We start from the raw sequence: 18,575 nt of genomic DNA, 5'->3' as shown, positions 1-18,575 counted from the left end.
TGGTTCCTGTAGCTACCATCGCTGGGAAGCCCCGTTTTCCGGTGGCTTCCACTCGCCGGTGCGGTATTCCCGCCTGCGCTGCAGGCTCTCGTACTTGAATTTCTCGCGCATCAGGCCGGCCGGGTCGTCGGGAATCTGGCGCAGCCACTGGTCCAGGGCCTGCTGGGTCTCGGGATCCAGCGCGTTTTCATTCGGGGCCTGCTGCCGGTCGGCTTGCTCCCCGGCTTTCCCCTCACCGTCGGTCTCGGCTTCCTCGCCGGCCTGGGCACCCTGTTGTTGCTGCTCGGCACCGTCCTGCGCTTCGCTGCCGTCCTGTTGCTCCTGCTGCGGAGACTGGCCGGTTTGTGACCCCGACTGATCTTCATCTTGCTGCTCGCCAGGCTGCTGTGCCCCCTGCTGTTGCTCCTTTTGACCCTGCTGCTCTTGCTGCTGTTTTTGTCCCTGCTGGGACTGTTGTTGCTGCTGCTTCTGTTGTTGCAGCTCCTTGAGCTTGCGGGCGATTTCCCGGTTGTGCTCCGCATCCGGGAATTGAGGCTGGCGGGCCAGCGCCTGGCCATAGGCGGCGATTGCCTCGTCATAGCGGCCCTGGCGGGTGAGGCTGTTGCCCAGGTTATAGAGGCTGTCTGCGTTCGCGCCGCGCGAGAACAGCTTGGCTGCTGAGGGGAAATCTTCGGCGCGGTATTTGGCGGTGCCGCGCCACTGCGGGTCCTCGAAGAGCTTTGCGGCACGCTCCGGGGCTCCCTGCTGTAACAGCCTGCGGGCCTGCTGGTCGTCGCGAAGCCAGAGGTCATCCCAGATGCCGCTGGCCTCGTCTGCGCGGGAAGGTTGCGGGAGGAGCAAGCTCACGGCAAGGGGCAGGGCGCACGCCAATGCCCCGCGCCGGAACAACAGGGCGGCCAGGGGTAACAACAGCAGCACCAGCCACGGGCCCTCTTCTCGCCACTGGTCAAACTCGCGCTCGGTCTCCGTGGCCTGCTCGGGGGTGCCCGCCTGCTCGAGCAGGTAGGAGATATCCCGGTCATCAACGGTGATCTGGGAAAAACGGCCGCCTCCTCTGCGCGCCAGCTTGCGCAGCTGGCCGGCATCGTACCCGGCGATCACGATGGCACCGTTACCGTCGGTCACGAACCCGCCGCTGTTGCCGCGGGGAATCGGGCTGCCCTCACCACTCCCCACCGCCAGGACGGAAAACTCGATTGCGGCCGGGTCGGTAAGCCCGGCCACTGTCCCGAGGGCTTCGTCAGCGATACCGTCGGTTACGGCCAGGATGCGGCCCCGGCCGCTGGCACCGTCTTGCAGCAGGCGGATTGCGGCCTCTACCGCCATCTCGATGTTACTGCCGGGCACCGGCACGATCCCGGGGGAGAGAGCCGGCACCAGGTTGGCGATAGTGGCTGTATCCTCGGTCAGCGGAGTTACCACATGGGCCTCGCCGCCATAAGCAACCATGGCGGTAAGCCCGTCCTTGCGCTCCTTGAGAATGTCGAGGATTTTCAGCCGTGCGCGGGTGAGCCGGTCGGGCGACAGGTCGGTCGCCATCATGGACGGGGACAGGTCGAGCAGGATTACCAGCGCATCCTGGTTGCTGAAAACAGGGGTGGGCAGCTTGCGCCAGCTGGGACCGGCGAGGGCGACGATCATGCCGGCCAGCAGGAAGAAAATGAGCATAAACAGCAACGGGCGTCGCGCACCGCCGCGCAGCAAAAGGTGCGGCAACAGGTCGGCGTCGACCAGTTTCTGCAGCTGGCCGCTGTTGAACACCGTCCGGGCAAGTGCCCAGCAAGCCAGGGCGGCCGGCAGCAGCAGCCAGAGGAGCGCTGGGCGCAGGAAATGAAACTGTTCGAGGTCGGCCAGGAGGTTCACGACAGCTTCCCTCCCGCGAGGCTGCGTCGCTCGCTAATCCGGGCTGCGACACGGCCTGGCGCTGAGCGCAGCAGGGGGATGGCGGCCCACAGGAAGGCCAGCGCCAGGGCTGCGCCCAGCGGCCAGATGTACAGGGAGCGTAGGGGGCGGTAGGTGGCGGCCTCCTGCTCGACCGGCTCCAGGCGGTCAAGTTCCTCGTAGATTCGCGCCAGTTCTGCGGGGTCGCGGGCGCGGAAATACTGCCCCCCGGTGCGCTCGGCGATGGCCTGCAGGGTCTCGCTGTCGAGGTCGCGGGATGGGTTGATGCGGCGCGCGCCGAACCGACTGCCCAGCAGGCCCGGGCGCACCATTTCCTCGGCACCTACCCCGATGGTGTAGACGGTCACGCCCGCCTGCTGGGCGAGTTCCGCGGCCTTTAGCGGCGCTACTTCACCGGCGGTATTGGCGCCGTCGGTAAGCAGGATCAGCACCCGCTGTTCCGCCGGTCGCTGTGTCAGTCGCTTGACCGCCAGCCCGATGGCGTCACCGATGGCGGTACCCTGGCCGGCGAAGCCGATCTGCGCCTCGCGCAGCAGCGTGCCGACTGTCTCGCGGTCGTAAGTAAGCGGTGCCTGCAGGTAGGCGCGCGTGCCGAACAATACCAGTCCCAGCCGGTCCCCCTTGCGGCGCTCGACGAAATTGCCCACTACATCTTTCACTGCGTCGATCCGCATCGCGGGCCGACCGGCCAGCAGCATGTCCGGTGTCTCCATACTGCCGGAAATGTCCACGGCCAACAGCAGGTCGCGTGCGCTGCTGGTCTGGGTGATCGGTTCGCCATACCACTGGGGCCTGGCAGCCGCGGTTATCAACAGGATCCACAGCAGCCAGAGCATTAACAGGTTGAGCAGGTTACCGGGTGCGCCACTGCCCCGTTGCGAGAGTTCCGCGTAGAAAGGCACCTTGAGCGCGCTGTCGAGGGGGCGGGCCCGCGGCAGCAGGCGCCGGGTCAGCAGCGGCAGGGGCAGCAGCGCAAAGACCCAGGGAGAGGCAAATTCAAACATCCGCTGCCTCCGTGGCCTGTGTCCGCGCAGCGGCCATTGGCAGTGCCTGCTTGTGGCGCCTGACCCAGTCGATGGCGTAATCGACCAGTGCCCGGTTGGCTTCCTCGCTGGAGCGATCCCGGCGATAGAGCTCCTCGAGCAGGGCCTTCCTTGCTGCAGGGGGGCAGGGGAGGCCGCTGCTTTGTTCCAGGAATTGCAGCCACGCGCTCCCGGTGAGGCGGCCGGCACGGACGCGACTGTAGCTGGTGACGGCCACGCGCTTGAGAATCTCGTTGGCTGTCTCGGCCGCACGGGTATCTGCGGGGTCGATTTCCTTCAGCAGCTGTACTGCTTCCTGCCGGTAGCGGAGCCGCACGGCTCGCGCGCGCGCGCGCTGCAGCCATAGCAGGGCGGCGATCAGCACGGCCACCAGCATGGCCGCCAGTAGCCACCACCCGGGGGCAGGTGGCCACCAGCCGACTGGCGCCGGCTCGTGTATGTCCCGCAGCTGCGCCATCAGCTCCTGCTGTTCCGGTGACAGCTGTGGCTGCGCCGGTTGCGGGGGCGCTGGCTGCGGCGTGGCTTGACGGCTGCCCGGGAGTCTCATGGCGCCAGCTCCCGTGCTGCGGGGGCACTGAGCCGGCTGTTGTCACGCTGCCGGTTGCCGAAGTAGTCGAGCAGGGTGGGCACCAGCGGGCTGGCGGTGTCAAAGTCCAGCAACGGCAGTCGGTGCCGCCGGCAGAGCTGCTCGACATCGGCGCGGGCCTGCGCATGGCGCTCGGCAAAAAACTCCCGCAGTGGGCGGTTGCCGGCGCCGAGGAAGGTCCGCTGGCGACCATCGGAGATGGTCAGCGATTGCGCGGGCAGCGACAGCTCCAGCGGGTCCGCGATGCGGAGCACCTGCAGGTCCGCGTGGCGGGTGAGGAGGTATAGTGGCTGGGCACAGCTCTCGTCCAGGTCGTGGCAGTCTGAAACCAGGAATAGTGCCGTGCCGGGGCGGCTGATCCGCCGGGCTTCCTCGAGCAGCAGTTTCATGGGCTGGCTGCCGTTCGCGGGCACCGGGCTGTCCAGCTCGCCGGCCAGCTCGACCATGGCGTGTATCATCGCCAGGACGGCGTGATGGCTGCGGCGGGGACGCACCGTATCGATAGCGTCGTCGGTAAATATCATGGCGCCAATGCGGTCACTATGATGCAGGCCGGCCCATCCCAGCGCCGCCGCTATCCCGCTGGCAACCACGGACTTGAACGCCCGGCGGCTGCCGAAAAACATCGGCGAACGCAGGTCCACCAGGATCACGACAGGCCGTTCGCGCTCCTCCTGGTAAAGCTTGGTATGTGTTTCCCCGGTGCGTGCGGTCACCCGCCAGTCGATGGAGCGCACATCGTCCCCCGGGTGGTAATGCCGGACCTCCTCGAAGTTCATGCCGCGTCCGCGGTAGCGGGTCAGCAGGCCGCCGGCCTGGTCGCTGCGCGCCAGGCGGGGCCGGAACATGTGCAGCTGGCGCGCGATGTAGCGGAGCTGTACCAGTGAGGTGACCTCCGGATAAGCGCCGCGCGGGCTGAGCTCGGTGTGGGAAACAGCCTTTGGCATCAGATTGCCGGAACCTGTTGCAGTAGCCTGTGGATCACCTGGTCGGCCGTCACGCCCGCCGCCTCGGCCTCAAAGCTGAGTAGCAGGCGGTGACGGAGGATATCGGGTGCTACTTCCATGACATCGTCCGGGGTGACAAAGTCACGACCTTCGAGCCAGGCGCGGGCGCGGGCGCAGCGATCCAGGGCGATCGTCGCCCTGGGACTTGCACCAAAATCTAGCCAGCTGGCCAGCTCGCTGTCATACTTCGCCGGTTCGCGTGTAGCAATGACAAGTTGGACAAGATAGGTCTCTACCGCTTCCACCATCTGCATTTCGAGGACCTGGTTGCGGGCGCGGAAAACCTCCTCCTGGCTGACCACACCGGAAGGGCGATTTTCGCCAACGGCAGCCTCGGATCTGGCCAGGCGCAGAATTTTTGCTTCCGCGCCCGCATCGGGGTAGGCAAGATTCACTTGCATGAGGAATCTATCCAATTGGGCCTCTGGCAGCGGATAAGTCCCTTCTTGCTCGATAGGGTTTTGCGTGGCCATCACCAGGAACAGGTCCGGTAACGGATAGGTTTTGCGGCCTACACTGATCTGGCGTTCCGCCATGGCCTCAAGCAGGGCGGACTGGACTTTTGCAGGCGCGCGGTTGATCTCGTCAGCCAGCACCAGGTTGTGGAAAACCGGGCCAGGCTGAAAATGGAACTCTCCGGTTTCCGGTCGATAGATATCGGTACCGGTAATATCTGCCGGTAACAGGTCCGGCGTAAATTGGACGCGATGGAAATCTCCCTCTATAGCATCGCCGAGTGTCTTGATCGCTTTGGTCTTCGCCAGGCCAGGGGCGCCCTCGACCAGCAGGTGGCCGTCCGCCAGGAGCGCGATCAGTATCCGGTTTACCAGGGCCTCCTGGCCAATGATCTGTTGCTCCAGCCAATCGCCCAGAGCGATAACGCGGTCCCTGATATTCTGCGTCGTCGATTCCATAATGTCTCTTCTGCCGAGAATGATGCTGCTCCCTTTCCCGCGGGCCGATATCTATCATCTTTTATATATAGTCGCCCGCGGCCGGAGGCGTGGTTCTGTTGATTCTAGCGGCACTGGGCCCTGAGGCAACCACCGGTGGCTTTAGGCTGCCGGGATAAACAAAAGTTCTTTGCCTGGTCAAGGATTGTACGCCTGCCGGGCGGTATGCAAGTTAGTGAAATGAGGCATTGGTCCTCGCACCCGATAAGAATAAGCAGGCCTGCGATGCCCGGCCGGCTTCACATAATGAGCTTGGGAGGTTTTGCGTGAATATGGCGACGGTAATTACCGATAGCCGGGAGGAACTGGTCGAGCAGGTGAGTAGCCTGATCCGCGAGAAATTGGCCGACAAGGCCGAGCCCGTGGTGGCTTTTGCCGAGCAGTTCCTGCACCAGTATCCGCTGGAGGACCTTGAGGGGCGGCGGATGGCTGATGTCTACGGGTGCATTTACACCTGGTGGGACTTTATCCAGCAGCGCACGCCCGGGCGCCCCAAGGTGCGGGTCTTCAACCCGCGACTCGAAGACGATGGCTGGGAGTGTTCGCACACTGTGGTGGGTGTGCTGCAACGCGATATGCCATTCCTGGTGGATTCGGTACGCATCGAGATCAATCGCCGTGACACGGTGATTCACTCGATCAAGAGCACCGTTCTGCAGATGGAGCGCACCGCCAAGGGCAAGCTCAAGAAGCTGCTGCCGAGGCCCCGGCCAGGAATGGACCTGCCGACGGGTGTGTCCGCCGAGGCCCTGATTCACGTCGAGATCAACCTCGACACCTCTGCCGGGCGCCACTCCGACCTGACGGCGGCGCTCAAGGATATCCTCGGCGACGTCGAGCTGGTGGTCGATGACTATGTGCCCATGCTGGACACCTGCAGCGCGCTGGAGGACCAGCTGCATACTGGTGTAGAGAAGGACGACGCCAACCTGCAGGAAGCGTGTGCGTTCCTGCAGTGGATGCGGGACGGGAATTTCACTTTTCTCGGCTACCGGGAGTACGAGTTCACCCAGGAGGGTGATGGGAAGGTCCTGACCGAGGTGGAAAACCGCCGTCTCGGGATCTTCAAAAAGCTGGAGGAGACCGCCGAGCCAACGCCGGAGGCGGCGTTCAACGAGGGCAAGCAGCGCTTTTACCAGGGGCCGAATTACCTGACATTCGCCAAGTCGTCGGTGAAGTCGCGGGTACACCGCGCAGCCTACTCCGACTATGTGACCGTCAAGCGGTACGATGCCAGCGGGGAGGTGATCGGTGAGTCCGCAATCATGGGACTCTACACTTCACCCGTATATACCGAGAGCCCGGTCAATATCCCGATTATCCGCCGCAAGATTGCCTCGATCATGGAGTCCAGTGGCCTCTCGCCCCACAGCCATGATGGCAAGGCGCTGCGCCGGATCCTGGATACCTTCCCGCGCGACGAGCTTTTCCAGAGCAGCACCCAGGGCCTGTTCCATACGGTAATGGGCGTACTGAGCATGAACGAGCGGGCCCATATCCGCCTGTTCATGCGTCGTGACCCCTTCGGTAAGTTCGTCACGGCAACGGTCTTCGTGCCCCGCGAGCAGTTCAACAGTGATGTTCGCGAGCTGATTTGCGCGCATATTGCCAAGGCAATAAACGCGCGCGAATCCGAGTTCACCACCTATTTTTCCGAATCCATTCTCGCGCGGGTGCACTTCGTCTTCCGGGTCGATCCCAGCGAGCCCGTCGAGATTGATGAAGCCCGACTGGAGGCACAGATAGTGGATATAACCCGTTCCTGGGAAGATGTTTTCCATAAGTCCCTCGTCGAGAGCCACGGCGAGGAAGAGGGGAATCGCCTGTACAACCTTTATGGGCGCGCCTTCCCGGCCGGCTACCGCGAAGACTTCGAGCCGCGGATTGCCGTGCAGGATATCGCGGCCATGGATGAGCTGAGCCCGCATAACCGGGTGGCAATGAGTTTCTACCAGCCAGTGGGCGCGGCGCCTGGCAGCCTGCGCTTCAAGGTATTCAACTGGGGCGGTGGCCTGCCATTGTCCGACGTGATCCCGGTACTCGAGCACCTGGGACTGCGGGTAATGGGTGAGTTCCCCTACACCATCCGGCCCAAGGGCATCAGTGACGTGTGGATGCACGAGTTCCACCTGGAGTTCGGCCTGCCGACCCGCGTCGATGCCCAGGCTTCACGCAACCTGTTCCAGGATGCCTTCGCCGCGATCTGGAGTGGTGTGGCGGAGAGCGACGCCTTCAACCGCCTGGTACTGGCTGCGCGCCTGAACTGGCGGGAGGTCACCATGCTGCGCGCCTACGCCCGCTACCTCAAGCAGACCAAGTTCAGCGCCAGCCAGCCATACATCGCCGCCACCCTGGCGAACCACGTGGATATCACCCGCAACCTGGTGGCTTTGTTCCGCGCCATGTTCGATCCGCGGGTCGGCAGCGGCAACAAGCAGGACCAGACCCGGGTGGAGCGCCTGATCAAGAAGATCCACGATGGGCTCGACGGGGTCGACAACCTGAACGAGGACCAGGTACTGCGACGCTACCTGGACCTGATCCTGGCCACCCTGCGCACCAACTTCTTCCAGGCCGGCGAGGATGATGAGCCCAAGGATTACATCTCCATCAAGTTCAGCCCGCGCAATATCCCGGGGCTGCCGGAACCCCGCCCGGAGTTCGAGATTTTCGTCTACTCGCCGAAGGTCGAGGGCGTGCACCTGCGTGGTGGCAAGGTGGCCCGAGGCGGCCTGCGCTGGTCAGACCGTCTCGAGGATTTCCGTACCGAGGTCCTCGGCCTGGTGAAGGCGCAGAACGTCAAGAACGCGGTGATCGTGCCCAGCGGGGCCAAGGGCGGCTTTGTGGTGCGCCGTCCGCCGGCAGACGGTAGCCGCGAGGCCATGCTCGAGGCAGGCATCGCCTGCTACAAGACCTTCATCAGGGGCCTGCTGGATATTACCGATAACCTCAAGGACGGTGAGGTCGTGCCGCCGGAGCAGGTGGTGCGCCGCGATGAGGACGATCCCTACCTGGTTGTCGCGGCCGACAAGGGCACCGCGACCTTCTCCGATATTGCCAATGGCATCGCGGCGGAGTACGACTTCTGGCTCGGCGACGCCTTTGCCTCCGGTGGCAGCCAGGGCTACGACCACAAGAAGATGGGCATCACTGCCCGCGGCGCCTGGGTTTCGGTGCAACGCCACTTCCGCGAGATGGGCATCAATGTCCAGGAAGAGGACTTCTCCGTGATCGGCATTGGCGACATGGGTGGGGACGTGTTCGGCAACGGCATGCTGCTGTCCGAGCATATCTGCCTGAAGGGTGCCTTCAACCACCTGCACATTTTCGTCGACCCGAATCCCGATGCCGCCGCCAGTTTTGCCGAGCGGGCACGGCTGTTCGAGATGCCGCGCTCCAGCTGGGCGGACTACGACCGCTCGCTGATCTCCAGGGGCGGGGGCGTGTTCGAGCGCCAGGCCAAGTCCATCGAGATCACTCCCGAAATGAAGGAGGCCTTCGGTATCGAGGCGGACCGCCTCAACCCCAACGAGCTGATCAGCGCCATGCTGAAAGCGCCGGTCGACCTGATCTGGAATGGCGGTATCGGTACTTACGTCAAGGCGTCGACGGAATCCCACGCCGAGGTCGGTGACAAGTCCAACGACAACCTGCGGGTGGACGGGCGCGAGCTGCGCGCAAGGGTATTCGGCGAGGGCGGCAACCTGGGCATGACCCAGCGGGGCCGTATCGAGTTTGCCCTCGCGGGCGGGCACTGCAATACCGACTTTATCGACAACGCCGGCGGGGTCGACTGTTCCGACCACGAAGTTAACATCAAGATCCTGCTGAACAAGGTGGTGGCCAACGGCGACCTGACCGGCAAGCAGCGCAACCAGTTGCTCGAGGAGATGACGGAATCAGTCTCCGAACTGGTGCTGCACAACAACTACGAGCAGACCCAGGCCCTCAGCCTGGCCGAGCTCCAGGCACCCGAGCGTATCGACGAGTACCGCCGCACCATCAACGCGCTGGAGAGCGAGGGGCGCCTGCGGCGCAGCCTGGAATTCATTCCGGACAATGAGCAGATCAGCGAGCGGCAGAATCGCGGCCAGTTCCTCACGCGGCCGGAACTCTCCGTGCTCATCTCCTACGTGAAGGTGAAGCTCAAGGAAGAGTTGCTGGAAGCCGAGATCATCGAAAACCCGCGGGTGCTGGAGGCGGTCGAGTCCGCCTTCCCCGAGGAGCTGGTAGCGCGTTACCGCGAGCTGGTCTACGACCACCCCCTGCGCCGGCAGATCGTGGCCACCCAGGTGGCGAACGAGATGGTCAACAACATGGGGATCACCTTCTATCACCGCATGGCCGGTGCCACGGGTGCGGACATCAATACCATTGCCGCGGCCTACATCAGCGCCCGGGATGCCTACCTGATGGACGAGTTCCAGGCCGAGATCGAGGCACTCGATTACCAGGTGCCGGCGAGCCTGCAACTCGAGCTGCTGAACTCGATGATCGGCCGCGTGCGACGCGCCGCGCGCTGGTTTATCCGCAACCGGCGTACCGAACTCGATGCGACGGACGGGCAGGTTCCGTACCGTGAATCCGTGCAGCGAGTGATCAAGGGGCTGCCGGAAGTGCTCAGTGGGCTCCCGCGGCGCCTGTGGGAAGAGCGTTACAACGAGCTGCTCGAGGCCGGGATCCCGGAGCACGTGGCGCTGCTGGCTGCCTCGCCCACCTATCTCTATTCCGCCCTCGGCATCTCCGAGTCAGCCAGGATCAGCAACCGGCCGGTGGAGGAGGTAGCGCGGATCTACTTCCGGCTCGCGGATGCCCTGGACCTGCCGTGGTTCGGCAACCAGATCATCGACCTGCCAGTGGACAACTTCTGGCAGGCCCAGGCCCGGGAGACCAGTATGGACGACCTGGACAGCCAGCTGAGCAGCCTGGCGGTCAATCTCCTGCGGCTCGCCGCCGAGACCGATCTGGATGTGGATGGCGCAATGGACCAATGGAAGGCTATCATGGCGCCCGCCATACAGCGGTGGAACGGGATCCTGGCCGAATTGCGGGCCGCACCGTCCACCGATTTCGCCATGTTTACCGTGGCGCTGCGCGAGCTGATGTACCTGGCCAATGCCACTGCAGACCAGGAAACGCTCGCGGAGCCGCACGCAGCCGGCGCGGCCGGGTGATGCACGGAAGAGAGAAAGTCAGGTAACGAGAGAGCATGTATTCATATTTGCGCAAGGCGCTGTTCGCGCTCGACCCGGAGCGCGCGCACAATGTTTCCCTGGATGCCATCGGTGCTGCCGAGCGGCTGGGCCTCCTGTCCCTGTTCGCCGACCCGCCGGCCGATGACCCGGTGGAGGTGATGGGCCTGACCCTGCCCAACCCGGTGGGCCTGGCGGCAGGACTGGACAAGAACGCGCAGGCATTCAACGGACTCGGCCACCTGGGCTTTGGCTTCGTGGAGGTGGGCACGGTGACGCCGCGGCCGCAGCCGGGCAATCCCCAGCCGCGGATTTTCCGCCTGGAGGAAGCCGAGGCCATCATCAACCGCATGGGCTTCAATAACCTGGGGGTCGACTACCTGGTGGGGCGGGTCAGCCGTCGCCGTTACGGCGGAGTGCTCGGTATCAATGTGGGCAAGAATTTCGATACCCCGGTCGAACGAGCGGCGGAAGACTATTGCCACTGTATGGAAAAGGTCTACCCGTATGCGGACTACATCACCGCCAATGTCTCCTCGCCCAACACCCAGGGCCTGCGGGACCTGCAGTTCGGCGAAAACCTGAACAGCCTGCTGGACGCTTTGAAGAGCAAGCAGGCACAGCTGGCGCGTGAGGGTGACCGGTATGTGCCGCTGGCGGTAAAGATCGCTCCCGATATGGAACCGGAGGAAATTGCCCAGGTTGCCGCGGCGTTGCGGAACTACGGGATCGACGGTGTCATCGCCACAAACACGACCATTGACAAGTCTTCGGTCAGTAACCTGCCGCACGGGGAGGAGCAGGGTGGGCTCAGCGGCAGGCCCCTGGCTTCCCGCTCAAACGAGGTGATCCGCAGGCTCGCCGATGAGCTGCAGGGCGCACTGCCGATTATCGGCGTGGGTGGAATCTTTGACGGTGAAAGTGCTGTCGAGAAGATCCGTGCCGGGGCGACGGCAGTTCAGATCTATACCGGCTTTATCTATCGCGGCCCGGCGGTCATCCGGGAGGCCGCCGAGGCGATTGCCCTGTTGCGGCGCCAGGGCGAGGGGAACAGGCAGGCGCAGGACGCTGGTTAAGGACTGCTTGCGAAAGCCGGCGCGGAGGCCGTTGAGCCTCCGCGCGGTCACAACGGACTAGACAGTGCTCCACCCATCCGGGTGATGGATATTGGTGGTTACGGTGCGGTAAGTTTCGAGTTTTTGGGCTTTGGTAGAATCATCAAATCCGTTCCAGTAATCCTGCCGGCCGTCGCGCCAACCGTTGACCCATTCCTGGTGAAGGTTTCCGTTAACATAGGGACAGCTGTCCATGGGCTTGTTGTGGGTGGCGGCGAGATATCCCTTGTAGAAGGCTCTGCTGGACTGGTTACGTTTTTGGCGTTTCATCGTATACAGCACCTCTCGGTCATATTGGGCTGGTTGTATGGCCCACTAGCGGCAGCGGGCAGGCTTGGTGTGATTTTTGATCCTTTGTCTTTAAGCTTAGTGAATGTTTTTGGGGGACTGCCGCTGCATTGCGGCGGGCCAGCCTCTTTTCTAGATTATTGTGGCCGGGGCTGAATCCAAGCCTTTCCGCCAGCGCGGCGAGAAGCGTATCCACACCTGACCCGGGTCTCACAGCGGGGATCACATAAAGTGGCGCTTCAAGTGACGTGTTTTGACGTGCCTCCAGTAGAGCAGAAGGGCGGACCCGTGTGAACAAACGCTTCGCTCTGAAAAATAGTATTTATAGAAACAAAGGCTATAGCCAGCCGGACCAAACCGGTGCAGTCGCCGTGGCCGGACTGTGCGGCGCCCGAGTTGGGAAAGGTTTTGAGTGATTTACCGGAGATAGCTTTGTCAGGAAACCAGATGCAATTTACCGCTACCTGTCCCAGGGGACTTGAAGGGCTTTTGGCCGAAGAGCTGGCCCGGCTGGGTGCGCAGGACCTGCGGGAACAGCCTGCCGCGGTGCACTTCAGCGGCGAGCTGGAGCTGGCCTACCGGTGCTGCCTGTGGAGCCGGCTTGCCAACCGGATCCTCCTGCAGCTGGTGCGGGCCCGCGTGAATGATGCGGAGGCCCTCTACCGAGCGGTGGCGGGGATTCCCTGGGAGGAGCATATCAATCCTTCCGGCAAACTCTGGCTGCAGTTCTCCGGCACCAACCGGGAGATTCGCAACAGCCAGTTCGGGGCCCAGAAGGCGAAAGATGCGGTAGTGGATCGCCTGCGCGACAAGACCGGTGATCGTCCGCTGGTCGACCGCCACCAGCCGGACCTGACGGTCGCCCTGCGCTTGCAACGGGACCAGCTGGATATCTCCATCGACCTGAGTGGCGAGAGCCTGCACCGGCGCGGTTACCGGACCCATATCGGAGCCGCGCCACTTAAAGAAAACCTGGCGGCGGCCCTGCTGATGCGCTGCGGCTGGCAGGAAATCGCCGATCGCGGTGGGGCCCTGCTGGACCCCATGTGCGGCTCGGGCACGATCCTGATCGAGGGGGCGATGATGGCGGCAGATATGGCGCCCGGGCTCCTGCGCGGCAGTTTTGGCTTCGAGCGATGGCTCGGCCACCAGAGCGACATATGGAGCCGACTGCGTGAAGAGGCGCTGGAACGCCGGCGGCGGGGCCTGGAACGGGACCTGCCGGAAATACGCGGTTACGATGCCGATGCGAAAGTGCTGTTTGCAGCCGAGGCGAATATCGCCAGGGCGGGGCTGGAGCGCCAGGTGCGCGTCAGCTGCCGGGCCGTGAAGGCATTCAAGGTGCCGAGTCACCGGGATGTGCAGCCCGGACTGGTGCTGACCAACCCGCCCTATGGTGAGCGGCTCGGTGAGCAGGAAGCGCTGCGTGAAACCTACGCCGAACTCGGCCGCCAGCTCAAACAGGAGTTCCCCGGCTGGTTGGTAGGCATTTTTACCGGAAATCCTGAACTCGGGCACAGCACCGGCCTCAAGTCGCACAAACAATACAAGCTCTACAACGGCAGCATACCGAGCCAGCTCCTTCTCTTCGAAATCCACGAGGGAGCGCCCGCTGGCTCCCAGCCGCCAGGAGCGCGCCTTTCCGCCGAGGCGGAAATGGTGGCCAATCGTCTGCGAAAGAACCTGCGGACGACGGGCAAGTGGGCCACCCGGAACAATATCGACTGCTATCGACTCTACGATGCGGACCTGCCGGAATACGCAGCTGCTATCGATGTCTATCGCTCGCTCGAGGGGAAGACCTATGCGCATGTCCAGGAATACCGGGCGCCGGCGCAGATTCCCGAGGAAAAGGCCCGCTCACGATTGAGGGACCTGGTGCGGGCCGTCGAGCAGGTGCTCGAAATCCCCCAGGCCGATATCAGTATCAAGGAACGACGGCGCCACACTCACAAGGGCGGCGGACAGTACCAGCGCGGTGCAGAGAGCGGCCGCTCTTTCTGGGTAAATGAAGAAGGGGCAGAGCTGGAGGTGAACCTGTGGGACTACCTCGATACCGGGCTTTTTCTCGATCATCGCCCGGTGAGGAGGTATCTCCGGGAGTTTGCGTCCGGCAAGCGGTTTCTGAATCTCTTCTGCTATACGGCCAGTGCGACTGTGCAGGCCGCACTGGGTGGCTGTGCCCAGAGTACCAGTGTGGATATGTCGAAAACCTACCAGGCCTGGGCTGCGCGTAATTTTCGCCGTAACGGCCTGGATCCCTACCGCCACCAGTTGGTGGAGGCCGACTGCCTGGAATGGCTCCAGGCCGCGCAGCAGAACCGGCGCGGTGGTTACGACCTGATTTTCCTCGACCCGCCGAGTTTTTCCAATTCCGCCAGGATGCGCGGTGTGCTGGATATCCAGCGTGATCATGAGACATTGATTCGCCAATGCATGGTGCTACTGGCCCCGGGAGGAACCCTGGTTTTCTCCAACAACCTGCGCAGTTTCAAAATGGGGGAGGGTATCAGCGGCGAATTCGAGGTGGAAAACCTTTCCGGGAAGATGCTCGACAAGGATTTCCAGCGCAACCCCAGGATCCACAATGTGTGGAAAATTCGCCAGTCATGATTCGCGGTTCACGTCACGGCCTGGTCTGCCGCTGCGGCACTGAGTAGGCCGTGCCGTGGCACTCAATGTAGGTCTGGCAGACTCCGAGGGTGGTCTTGCCGCAGGCCTCTATGACCAGGCCGTTACCGCCGAGCCGGTGGGCCCGCATTTTCATCTGCCGCACCAGTTCCGCGCGGCTGGCTACGGGCTCGTCGGGGCGCTCCTGGCAGGCGGTGGCCTCTACGTTACCCAGCGTAACCGCATCATAGCGGGATATTTCTGTGGGTGAGTAGATCTCCACCGCCGCGCTTACTAACCGGCTTTCTGTGTAGGGGCCGATATTGGTCCTGAACTCCAGGCCGCTGCAGCCGGCCACGATTCCCGTTACCGTCAACAGCGAAATAACTTTCCTGGTGTTCGCCATGTCGGCTCCTTTTCGTTGTTATCATGACGAGCAGCGGTCGGATCAGTCGAGTTCCATCACCACGCGGAAACCAATTTCCTTGCTCATGGAGATCTGGCTCTGTCCCGTACGGTGTGCCGGGCTGACATTGTAAAGCGGATCGCGCATCGATCCGCCCCGCACTGTGCGCAGGCTGCAATTTCTTACCTTTACGGCCCCCCCGTCCCCGAGGCTGCTGTTGTAGTCAGCGAGGAAGCAATCCTGTGTCCACTCGGCGACGTTGCCGGCGGTATCGAAAAGCCCGAAGCCGTTTGCATCGTATTGGCCTACCGGTGCGCTGGCGGCGGAAAAGAACCCGACAAACTCACTGTCACAACCCCGCCGGCAATTGGCCTTGCCCCGAGGGTCCTGGTCTCCCCACCAGAAAGGCTTGGCCTCTCCGCCCCGGGCGGCATATTCCCATTCGGCTTCGGTGGGCAGGCGGAAGCGTTTGCCGGTCTGCCGGGAAAGCCAGCGCGCGTATTCACGGGCCTCTTTCCAGGTGACATTGATGACCGGATGATGGCCGCGTCCCCAGCCTTCGTCACCCGGCAGGGGGGCCCCGGTAGCCTCGGCAAAGCGGTCATACTGGTTGAAGGTGACCTCGTGCCGGGAGATTGCAAATGCTTCCTTTATGTTGACCTTGTGGGCGGGGCTCGAGGTAGGGCGTTTGTCGTCGCCCATGATGAACTGGCCCGGTTCAACCACCACCAGGCTCGGTGCCCAGCCACCATCCTTAAGCCGGGGCCGCAAGATCTCGCCGGGGGTGTGACTGCGGCTGAGTTTGATGGAGATGCGGCGGTCAGCATCCACGATGCTGACCCAGCGCCGCTCGCTGTCATAGCCGGCCTTACTTACCTCTACATCATACTTGCCGGGCTCCAGCTCCATACCCGCTCGGTAGGTCGGGGCAATGTTCATGATCCTTACCCGGGCGTCTGCGGGGGAGGTGTTGATGTACAGGGCGAAAGTACCCGACTCTGGTTGCTCGCTGCCGCTGGTTCCTTCCTGGTCGATGACTGTCGGATTTTCGGTCGAGCCTGTCGCACCGCTCTCGTCCGCCGGGTGGGGGTCGGCAACATCTTGCTCGGTCGCATTATCTTCCAGCTGCCCCTCAGTACCCACTGACTCGTCGACGCTGGCCGCCGCTGGTATAGCGGACGGGGACGAGGTGGGGGCAGTGGCCGCTTGCAGGTCATCCTCTCCCCCTCCGGTGGCGCCCTGGTCGTCAGCAGTACGGGAAAGCGTATTTACTCCCGCGGCCCGTGCGGGGGATGCCTCCGGTTTCCCCTCGGCGGGGCGCAGAGCCAGTGCCGCAGGCTCTTCACCACCTTTACCGGGAGAGCCCCCTGACCACCAGTTGAACTGGTCAGTGGAGAGACTCAAGAATAACCATGCCACGAGGAGCCCGGCCACAATGGTCGACCCGTACGTCCACTGCCGGACTTTCCTTTCAGGTGCCTGCTGGATCACCTGCTGGATCCGCATGATAGTTGCCTGCTCGGTACGCGGGTGCTTTTCGTCCAGGGGCTTGTCCCGCATCCGCGCCCAGGCGGCGGCGACGCGGTCGCTCAGCGTGCCGTAAAGTGTCATTACCAGCGCGCGCAGCAGGCTGGAAGTGCCTACCGCCGTGTTGTTTGCGTGGGTTGACTGGACTGCAGGCTTTCCGGCCAGTGTTGCCAGTAGTTGGTCAATACTGTCGACAACATCGAGCCCCCTCTGGAACCGTTGTTCGGGGTCCTTTGCAAGAAAGCGTTCGATCAGCCCCTGGTAAAGCGAGTGGCGAGCCGGCAGCCGGGGGACGGGCTCGGTCAGGTGCTTGATGGCGATTGCCACAGCCTCATCGGCCTGGAATGGCACTACGCTGGTGAGCATTTCATAAAAGACAATGCCGAGGCTGTATAGATCGGCGCGCCCATCGATCGCAGCGCCCCGGGCCTGCTCGGGACTCATATAGTGAGGCGTACCCACTACCATGCCACTACTGGTCATCCGGGTGGTGCGGGCCACGGCGCGTGCCACCCCAAAGTCAGTGAGAACCGCAGAGCCATCCTCGCGGAACAGGATGTTTTCCGGCTTGAGGTCCCGGTGGACATAGCCCTTGCCGTGCGCGTGATCCAGGGCCAGCGCGATCTGGCGGGTGATGTTGATCGCGTCCATGGGTTCTATCACGCCCTGCGCGAGCCGGTCCGAGACCGATCCCCCGGGCATATAGTCCATGGCGATATAGTTGAGGCTGCGGAAACGGCCAATATCGTGAATGCCAACGATATTGGGGTGGGACAGCTGCCCGACGATGTTTGCCTCGCGCTGGAAGCGCTCACTGAAAATCGGGTCCGCGTTGAGGACCGGCGACATGACTTTGAGGGCCACCTGCCGCCCGACGCTGCGCTGCACCGCCAGGTAGACGGTGGACATCCCGCCCTGGTTGATCTTTCTCAGGATGCGGTAGCCGGGGATTTCCAGCGAATTGTTGCTGCTGACGACCTCCATCTATGTCGTCTCCTTAAAACGTTAACAGGCCGAAGCGCCAGCCAGCCCAAAGGCCGCTGGCAACGGCCAGAATGAATGCTGCGATAACGATGGCTCTTCTCCCGGCAGTATGGTTTTGGCGGCGAGGGCGCGGGCCACCAGTGCGGTCAGCTTCGTGCTGATGGGGAGCATCGATAACTTGAACGGTGATATTGTCCTTGCCGCCGGCATCCAGTGCGGCTGCCACCAACAGGTCGGCGGCGCGGCGAGGGTCCGGGTTGGCTGAGAGAATCTCGGCGATAGCTTCCGGTTCGACCTCGGTGCTCAGCCCATCACTGCACAGCAGCAGTCGGTCGCCTGGTCCCCAGGGTGAAGACATCCGATCCACATCCAGGCTTGGGTTTGTGCTGCCCCCGATACACCGTGTAATCACGTTCCGGTTCGGGTGACTGGCGGCCTCCTGGGCATTGATCGCGCCGGAGTCCACCAGCATCTGTACGTAAGAGTGATCATTGGTCAGCTGGCGCAGCTGGCCGGTAGGGGAGCCCGGTGACCAGAGGTAGGCGCGGCTGTCACCAACCCAGTAAACATGGAAATAGGGACCTTCTTCCGCCATCACCACCGCGGTTGATCCCATGTTACCGGCGCTTTGCTCATCGCCGAGCAGCAGGGCATGTGCTCTCTGCAGTGCGTGTTCGTAGTGGCGATCGGTAGCGGCTGAGCGCTGGACTTCCTCTACGACAGTCTTGCTGGCAATCTCCCCGGCCTGGTGCCCTCCAAGCCCATCGGCCACCACCCAGACACCGCGATTCTCGTCGGACCAGAAGGCGTCTTCGTTTTGGTCTCTTTTGTAGCCTGGGTGTGTGGCACCTGCACTGCGGCTGGTCCCAGTCCTGGAATATTGTGGGGGGCTGTGCCTCGATACATCGCGTACTTTGGCTTCACTCACTACGTCCAACTACCTGTATCTTATTCTTGGTTTC

At 63.0% G+C, this 18,575-nt stretch carries 12 protein-coding genes; 3 read left to right on the top strand and 9 right to left on the bottom strand.

What is annotated here, in order from left to right; all coding sequences use genetic code 11:
* Nucleotides 1–12 precede the first annotated feature (12 nt).
* The 5 genes from BLT26_RS09250 to BLT26_RS09230 are packed head-to-tail and all read right to left on the bottom strand — an operon-like array spanning nt 13 to nt 5,452.
* A complete protein-coding gene (locus BLT26_RS09250) occupies nt 13–1,863 on the bottom strand; it encodes a VWA domain-containing protein (protein ID WP_091512513.1) in 1,851 nt (616 codons plus the stop codon).
* Nucleotides 1,860–2,906, bottom strand: coding sequence for a vWA domain-containing protein (locus BLT26_RS09245; RefSeq protein ID WP_091512508.1), 1,047 nt, complete (start codon nt 2,904–2,906; stop codon nt 1,860–1,862). Before BLT26_RS09245 ends, BLT26_RS09250 begins: the two co-directional genes overlap by 4 nt.
* Nucleotides 2,899–3,492, bottom strand: coding sequence for a DUF4381 domain-containing protein (locus BLT26_RS09240; protein ID WP_091512505.1), 594 nt, complete (start codon nt 3,490–3,492; stop codon nt 2,899–2,901). The genes BLT26_RS09245 and BLT26_RS09240 overlap by 8 nt, the downstream gene beginning before the upstream one ends.
* Entirely contained in the window at nt 3,489–4,478 is a 990-nt protein-coding gene (locus tag BLT26_RS09235) for a DUF58 domain-containing protein (RefSeq protein ID WP_091512502.1), read from the bottom strand. Before BLT26_RS09235 ends, BLT26_RS09240 begins: the two co-directional genes overlap by 4 nt.
* Nucleotides 4,478–5,452, bottom strand: coding sequence for an AAA family ATPase (locus BLT26_RS09230; RefSeq protein ID WP_091512499.1), 975 nt, complete (start codon nt 5,450–5,452; stop codon nt 4,478–4,480). The genes BLT26_RS09235 and BLT26_RS09230 overlap by 1 nt, the downstream gene beginning before the upstream one ends.
* A 311-nt stretch (nt 5,453–5,763) precedes the next feature.
* Between BLT26_RS09230 and BLT26_RS09225 the strand changes: the two genes are divergently transcribed.
* Together BLT26_RS09225 and BLT26_RS09220 are read left to right on the top strand one after the other, a co-directional pair.
* A complete protein-coding gene (locus tag BLT26_RS09225; protein WP_091512495.1) occupies nt 5,764–10,665 on the top strand; it encodes an NAD-glutamate dehydrogenase in 4,902 nt (1,633 codons plus the stop codon).
* Nucleotides 10,666–10,700: 35 nt separating this feature from the next.
* Nucleotides 10,701–11,759: a quinone-dependent dihydroorotate dehydrogenase gene (locus BLT26_RS09220; protein ID WP_091512492.1), complete on the top strand. Its 1,059-nt coding sequence runs from the start codon at nt 10,701–10,703 to the stop codon at nt 11,757–11,759.
* A 57-nt stretch (nt 11,760–11,816) separates the two neighbouring features.
* On the opposite strand, the gene rmf is transcribed toward BLT26_RS09220, so the two are convergent.
* Complete coding sequence (rmf, locus tag BLT26_RS09215) at nt 11,817–12,068, bottom strand: ribosome modulation factor (RefSeq protein ID WP_091512489.1); 252 nt, start codon at nt 12,066–12,068, stop codon at nt 11,817–11,819.
* A 465-nt stretch (nt 12,069–12,533) separates the two neighbouring features.
* On the opposite strand from rmf, the gene rlmKL reads away from it, so the two are divergent.
* Nucleotides 12,534–14,699, top strand: coding sequence for a bifunctional 23S rRNA (guanine(2069)-N(7))-methyltransferase RlmK/23S rRNA (guanine(2445)-N(2))-methyltransferase RlmL (rlmKL, locus tag BLT26_RS09210; RefSeq protein WP_091512485.1), 2,166 nt, complete (start codon nt 12,534–12,536; stop codon nt 14,697–14,699).
* 13 nt (nt 14,700–14,712) lie between these two features.
* On the opposite strand, the gene BLT26_RS09205 is transcribed toward rlmKL, so the two are convergent.
* The 3 genes from BLT26_RS09205 to BLT26_RS09195 are packed head-to-tail and all read right to left on the bottom strand — an operon-like array spanning nt 14,713 to nt 18,541.
* Nucleotides 14,713–15,102: a hypothetical protein gene (locus tag BLT26_RS09205; RefSeq protein WP_091512482.1), complete on the bottom strand. Its 390-nt coding sequence runs from the start codon at nt 15,100–15,102 to the stop codon at nt 14,713–14,715.
* A 42-nt stretch (nt 15,103–15,144) separates the two neighbouring features.
* Nucleotides 15,145–17,613 carry a bifunctional serine/threonine-protein kinase/formylglycine-generating enzyme family protein gene (locus BLT26_RS09200; RefSeq protein WP_091512478.1) on the bottom strand — a complete coding sequence of 823 codons (2,469 nt, stop codon included), beginning with the start codon at nt 17,611–17,613 and terminating at the stop codon, nt 15,145–15,147.
* Nucleotides 17,614–17,626: 13 nt separating this feature from the next.
* A complete protein-coding gene (locus BLT26_RS09195; protein WP_091512474.1) occupies nt 17,627–18,541 on the bottom strand; it encodes a PP2C family protein-serine/threonine phosphatase in 915 nt (304 codons plus the stop codon).
* Between the last annotated feature and the right edge of the window lie 34 nt (nt 18,542–18,575).

Origin of the sequence: Microbulbifer yueqingensis, from assembly GCF_900100355.1 — a bacterium.
Taxonomy (GTDB): Bacteria; Pseudomonadota; Gammaproteobacteria; order Pseudomonadales; family Cellvibrionaceae; genus Microbulbifer; species Microbulbifer yueqingensis.
The sequence above is the reverse complement of the archived record's forward strand: the minus strand, read 5'-3'. Positions and strand labels throughout refer to the sequence as shown.